We start from the raw sequence: 6,173 nt of genomic DNA, 5'->3' as shown, positions 1-6,173 counted from the left end.
GGGCCGGCTGGGCCGGGCCGGCCTCGGGACGGCGGCCGCGGCCGAATCCGCGGGTGTCGCTCACGCGCCGATGGTAACGGTTGCACATCGCCCCCGGCACCGATGCGCGTGTCCGGCGCTTGGGCAGCGCCGTCGCACGATAGCCTTTCGAGCGTGAATGTACCCCGTCGCTGCTGCCGGCCCGGGTGTCAGCACTATGCAGTGGCAACGTTGACCTTCGTCTACTCGGATTCCACGGCGGTGGTGGGCCCGTTGGCCACGGCGCCTGAACCGCACTCCTGGGACCTGTGCGTCGGCCACGCCGGCCGGATCACCGCACCGCGCGGCTGGGAGCTGGTACGGCACTCCGGGCCGCTGCCCGGCAATCCCGATGAAGACGATCTGGTGGCGCTGGCCGACGCTGTGCGCGAGGGCGGCGCCGGCGCGGCAGGCGCGGCGGGGGTACTGGCCAGCGGTTTCAATACTGATGGCGGCGACGGCTACGAGGATGTCGCGGGACCGGGCGGCGATTCCGAGTTCAGCCCGGCGGGGGCGCCGGCCGCGGCGCTTCGCGGTGCCGTGCTCACCGCACCGGACAACCGCTCCGGGCGCCGGCGCGGGCACCTTCGCGTCCTGCCCGACCCGGCCGACTGAGCGCCTCGGCGCTTTTGCCGAATGTCCGCGAGCGGCCCGGCGGGGCTACCGGCACTCCGCGACGCCGGCGGGCCGATAGGCTGACGGCCAAGAGTTCACGTCGTCAGGAGTCGCACATATGTCTTGGCCCGCGGAGGCGGTTCACCGGGTTGTCAAGGCTTACGACGTCCGCGGGCTGGTCGGCAAGGAGATCGACGAAGCGTTCGTCAGCGATGTGGGTGCCGCGTTCGCGGAGCTGATGGGGGCCGAAGGGGCCGGCCGGGTGGTGATCGGGCAGGACATGCGCGATAGTTCCCCCGCGCTGGCAGCCGCTTTCGCAGCCGGTGTCTGCGCGGTGGGGCTGGACGTGGTGCGGATCGGGTTGGCATCCACCGATCAGCTGTACTTCGCCTCCGGGCGGCTGGATTGCCCCGGCGCGATGTTCACCGCCAGCCACAACCCGGCGGCCTACAACGGCATCAAGCTGTGCCGAGCCGGTGCCAAGCCGGTCGGCAAGGACACCGGCCTGACGACGATCAGCGAATCCTTGATCGCCGGAACCGCCGGGAGCGGCCGCCGGCACGCCGCGGCCGGCACAGTCACCGATTGCGACGTCCTGGCCGATTACGGGGCTTTCCTGCGCTCGCTGGTCAGCACCGCCGGCCTGCGTCCGCTGCGGGTGGCCGTGGACGCCGGCAACGGAATGGCCGGTCACACCGCGCCGGCCGTGCTCGGCGCAATCGAGGGGATCACCCTGTTGCCGTTGTATTTCGAACTCGACGGAACGTTCCCCAACCACGAGGCCAATCCGCTGGACCCGGCGAACCTGGTGGACCTGCAGGACTTCGTCCGGGAGACCGGTGCGGACATCGGGCTTGCCTTCGACGGCGACGCCGACCGCTGCTTCGTCGTCGACGAGCATGGCCGGCCGGTCTCGCCGTCGACGGTCACCAGCCTGGTCGCCGCCCGCGAACTCGACCGTGAGCCCGGCGCCACGGTGATCCACAACGCGATCACCTCCCGGGCGGTGCCTGAACTGGTTGCCGAACGCGGCGGCACGCCGCTGCGTTCCCGAGTCGGCCACTCCTACATCAAGGCACTGATGGCCGACACCGGAGCGATCTTCGGGGGTGAGCATTCGGCACACTATTACTTCCGCGATTTCTGGGGCGCGGATTCTGGAATGCTGGCGGCGCTGCACGTGCTCGTCGCCCTGGCGGAGCAGGGTCGGCCGTGCTCGGAGTTGACCGCCGACTACCGGCGCTACGAGTCCTCCGGGGAGATCAACTTCGCCGTGGCCGATGCGCCGGGAACCGTGGACGCCGTGCTGCGCAGGTTCGGCGACCGGATCCGGTCCACGGACGATCTCGACGGTGTCACCGTGGACCTGGGCGGGGGCAGCTGGTTCAACCTGCGCAGCTCCAACACCGAGCCGTTGTTGCGGCTCAACGTGGAGGGGCGCAGCACCGAGGCGGTGAATGCGGTGGTGGCAGACGTCAGTGCCGCGGTGGCCTCGGCGCCGGATGGAACCGGGCCGTGAAGGCCGCGGGGCTGATAGATCTCGAGGACGCCGAGGGCCTGGTTGCCGCGGACCGGGACGGGCTGCTGCGGGCGGCCTCGATGGCCGGCGCGCAGGTTCGCAGCGTCGCGGCTGCGGTGGACGAAGGCGGCCTGGACGCGCTGCGCGACACGGCCAACCGGGCCCGCAGCGTGATCTGGGTGGCCGGCTGCGGTACCGCCGAGACCGCGGGCGCGCTACTGGCGTCGGCTCTGGCGCCGGTGGCCGGGGAACCGATCGTGCAGGCCGGGCAAGCGCCGCCATGGCTGGGTCCGCTCGACGTGCTCGTCGTGGCCGGCGACGATTCCGCCGATCCCGCGCTGGTGGCGGCCGCGGCGACCGGCGTGCGTCGCGGTGCGCGGGTCGTGGTGGTGGCGCCCTACGAGGGTCCGCTGCGCGACTCGACGGCTGCCCGCGCCGCGGTTCTCGCACCCCGGATGCAGGTGCCCGGCGAATTCGGGCTCTGCCGGTATCTGGGGGCCGGACTGGCCGTATTGAACACCGTGGATTCGCGGGTGGCGGTCGACCCGTGGACGCTGGCCGACGAACTGGACGCGGAAGCCCTGCGCAACAGTGCCGCCCGCGACCTGTTCACCAACCCCGCCAAGACGCTGGCCGCCCGGATAGCCGACTGCCGCGTGACGCTGGCCGGCGACAACGCCGCGACGTTGGCACTGGCCCGGCACGGGAGTTCGGTGTTGCTGCGGATCGCCCACCACACTGTTGCCGCGGCCGGTCTCACCGACGCGGTGGCCGCACTGCGGGATGGGGCCGGCGGCGTCACCGATCCCGCGGAGGCCCTCTTCCACGACGAGCAGATCGACGGCCCGCTTCCTGCGCGGCTTCGCGTCCTGGCGCTGACCCTCGGCGCCGAGCGCACCGTGGTGGCGGCTCGGGCTGCCGGGGTGGACGGCGTCGAGTTGGTGCAGGCGGAGGATGTGCCGGTACCCTCTGCTTCCGCGGGGATTCCGGCCGACCCGCGGGCGTTGAGGCCACCGCCCGCCGCGGCGGGCACCGAGTGGCAACTGGCAGTATTGGCCGTACGGCTGGAGATGGCCGCGGTTTATCTGCGGCTGGCACGGGGATAAATACCACGGTGGAGTTGCTACGCGGAGCGTTGCGGACGTACGCGTGGGGATCGCGCACCGCGATCGCCGAATTCACCGGCCGGCCGGTTCCCGCGGCGCACCCGGAGGCCGAGCTCTGGCTGGGTGCCCACCCGGGTGACCCGGCCCGGCTGGTGACTGCGGCCGGCGAAACACCCCTGCTTGCGGCGCTGGCCGAGGATCCGCAGGGCCAGCTCGGATCGGCCTCACGGGCGCGGTTCGGGGATGTGCTGCCGTTCCTGGTCAAGGTGCTGGCCGCCGACGAGCCGCTGTCACTGCAGGCTCATCCCAGCGAGGCGCAGGCTATGCAGGGGTATCTGGCCGAGCAGCGGCTGGGGATTCCGGTGACCTCGCCGATCCGCAACTACCGCGACACCAGACACAAACCCGAGCTGCTCGTTGCGTTGCAGCCGTTCGAGGCGCTGGCCGGTTTTCGTGAGGTGTCGCGGACTCGTGAGCTGCTGCGAGCGCTGGCTGTCTCCGACCTCGATCCGTTCATCGATCTGCTCGGCGACGACTCCGCCGAGCAGTCCGACGCCGATTGCCTGCGAGCGCTGTTCACCACCTGGATCACCGCGCCGCAGCCCGATGTCGACGTGCTGGTGCCGGCGGTTCTCGACGGCGCCATCGAGTATGTGAGCTCCGGCGAGCCCGAGTTCGCCGCCGAGACGAGGACCGTGCTCGAACTCGGGGAGCGCTACCCCGGCGACGCCGGTGTCCTGGCCTCGCTGTTACTCAACCGGGTCAGCCTGGCCCCGGGGGAGGCGATCTTCCTGGCGGCGGGCAACCTGCACACCTATCTGCGCGGGTTGGCGCTGGAGGTGATGGCCAACTCCGACAACGTATTGCGCGGTGGTCTGACCCCCAAGCACGTCGATGTTCCCGAACTGCTGCGGGTACTGGACTTTCAGCCCACTACGGAGGCCCAGCTGCGGCCGCCGGTGCGCCGTGCGGGGGTGGCATCGATCTACGACACTCCCACCGAGGAGTTCTCGGCGGCAATGCTGGTTCTCGACGGTGAACACCTGGGGCGCGAGGTCGATGCGCCGGCGCCGCACCCGGGGGTGGACGGTCCGCAGATCCTGCTGTGCACCGAGGGCGAGCTGGCTGTGCACGGCAAGTCCGGTTCACGCACTCTCCACCGTGGCGCAGCCGCCTGGGTGGGTGCCGATGACGGCCCGGTCCGGCTGTCGGCGCAGCGGCGGGCCACGGTATTCCGGGCGACGGTCGGCCTGTGACGGTCGGCGGAGTGGCCGGCAGGGGCGGCGGGGGCGGCAGGGGCGGCAGGGGTCGCTTGCGCACCAAGTCGGTCGAGCAATCGATCGCCGACACCGACGAGCCGTCGACCCGGCTTCGCAAGGAACTCACCTGGGTGGACCTGGTGGTCTTCGGTGTGTCGGTGGTGATCGGGGCCGGGATCTTCACCGTCACCGCGTCGACGGCCGGGGACATCACCGGGCCGGCCATCGGGATCTCCTTCCTGATCGCCGCGGCCACCTGCGCACTGGCGGCATTGTGTTACGCCGAATTCGCCTCGACCCTGCCGGTGGCCGGTAGCGCCTACACCTTCTCCTATGCCACCTTCGGCGAATTCGTGGCGTGGGTGCTCGGCTGGAATCTGGTGTTGGAGCTGGCCATCGGTGCGGCCGTGGTGGCCAAGGGCTGGTCGAGCTACCTCGGCACGGTGCTGGGGTTCGCCAGCGCCACCGCCGCGGTGGGGCCGGTCAACCTCGACTGGGGAAGTCTGCTGATCGTCACCCTGGTGGCGGTCCTGTGCGCCCTGGGCACCAAATTGTCCTCGCGTTTCTCCGCAGTGGTGACCGCCATCAAGGTGTCGGTGGTGATCCTGGTGGTCATCGTCGGCGCCTTCTATGTCAAGGCCGCCAACTACACACCGTTCGTGCCCGAACCCGAAGCCGACCATCAGGGCCGGGGTGTCGATCAGTCCGTGCTATCCCTGCTGACCGGCGCCGGTGGCAGCCACTACGGCTGGTACGGCGTGCTGGCGGGGGCCTCGATCGTCTTCTTCGCGTTCGTCGGGTTCGACATCGTGGCCACCATGGCCGAGGAGACCAAGAACCCGCAACGCGACCTGCCGCGCGGCATCGTGGCGTCGCTGGCCGTGGTCACCCTGCTCTACCTCGCGGTGTCGATCGTGCTGTCGGGGATGGTGCCCTACACCGAACTGCGCACCCGCCCGGACGGCAGCCAGGCGAACCTGGCGACGGCGTTTCAGGCCAACGAGATCTATTGGGTGAGTGGCATCATCTCCGTCGGAGCGCTGGCCGGACTGACCACCGTGGTGATGGTGCTCATGCTGGGCCAGTGCCGGGTCCTGTTCGCGATGGCACGCGACGGGCTGTTGCCGCGGGGGCTGGCCAAGACCGGTTCGCGTGGCACGCCGGTGCGGATAACCGTGCTGGTCGCGGTGGTCGTCGCCACCACCGCGGGGATTTTCCCGATCACCAAGCTCGAGGAGATGGTCACCGTCGGGACGCTGTTCGCGTTCATCCTGGTCTCCGCCGGGTTCATCGTCCTGCGCAGGACCAGACCGGATCTGCCGCGTGCGTTCCGTACGCCGCTGGTGCCCGCGCTGCCGATCGCGGCGGTGTGCGCGTGCCTGTGGCTGATGGTCAATCTCACCGCCCTGACCTGGATCCGGTTCGGGATCTGGCTGCTGGTCGGAATCGCGATTTATGCGGGATACGGGTACCGCAATTCGGTCCAGGCGAGACGGAACGACAACGCCGGCCCCTAGGCATGACTCCGGACACGATCTCCGAGATTCTGCTTCGTTAGGTCTTGGACCTGTAGGTTTGCTTGGTCGGGTGGCCTGTTTGGGGTACTGGGCGGGTTGGTTCGCGCGGTGGTGGTGAATCGCTCCGGGGCGAGATTCC

General features: G+C 70.1%; 5 protein-coding genes. All 5 read left to right on the top strand.

Annotation, left to right across the window (positions count from 1 at the left end):
* Positions 1–153: 153 nt before the first annotated feature.
* The 5 genes from ACK5M9_RS07555 (at position 154) to ACK5M9_RS07535 (ending at position 6,034) form a co-directional block, all read left to right on the top strand.
* Positions 154–633 carry a DUF3499 domain-containing protein gene (locus tag ACK5M9_RS07555; protein ID WP_416892558.1) on the top strand — a complete coding sequence of 160 codons (480 nt, stop codon included), beginning with the start codon at positions 154–156 and terminating at the stop codon, positions 631–633.
* A 118-nt stretch (positions 634–751) separates the two neighbouring features.
* Positions 752–2,152 carry a phosphomannomutase/phosphoglucomutase gene (locus ACK5M9_RS07550; RefSeq protein WP_416892557.1) on the top strand — a complete coding sequence of 467 codons (1,401 nt, stop codon included), beginning with the start codon at positions 752–754 and terminating at the stop codon, positions 2,150–2,152.
* On the top strand, positions 2,149–3,258 hold the full coding sequence (locus ACK5M9_RS07545) for a TobH protein (protein WP_416892556.1): 1,110 nt from the start codon (positions 2,149–2,151) through the stop codon (positions 3,256–3,258). The genes ACK5M9_RS07550 and ACK5M9_RS07545 overlap by 4 nt, the downstream gene beginning before the upstream one ends.
* A gap of 8 nt (positions 3,259–3,266) precedes the next feature.
* Positions 3,267–4,514: a mannose-6-phosphate isomerase, class I gene (gene manA, locus ACK5M9_RS07540; protein ID WP_416892555.1), complete on the top strand. Its 1,248-nt coding sequence runs from the start codon at positions 3,267–3,269 to the stop codon at positions 4,512–4,514.
* An 11-nt stretch (positions 4,515–4,525) separates the two neighbouring features.
* Positions 4,526–6,034: an amino acid permease gene (locus ACK5M9_RS07535; RefSeq protein ID WP_416892559.1), complete on the top strand. Its 1,509-nt coding sequence runs from the start codon at positions 4,526–4,528 to the stop codon at positions 6,032–6,034.
* The last annotated feature ends 139 nt before the right edge of the window (positions 6,035–6,173 follow it).

This window comes from Mycobacterium sp., from assembly GCF_047975165.1.
In the GTDB taxonomy this organism is placed as follows: domain Bacteria; phylum Actinomycetota; class Actinomycetes; order Mycobacteriales; family Mycobacteriaceae; genus Mycobacterium.
Note: the sequence above shows the minus strand (reverse complement) of the source record. Positions and strands in the feature narration are given on the sequence as shown.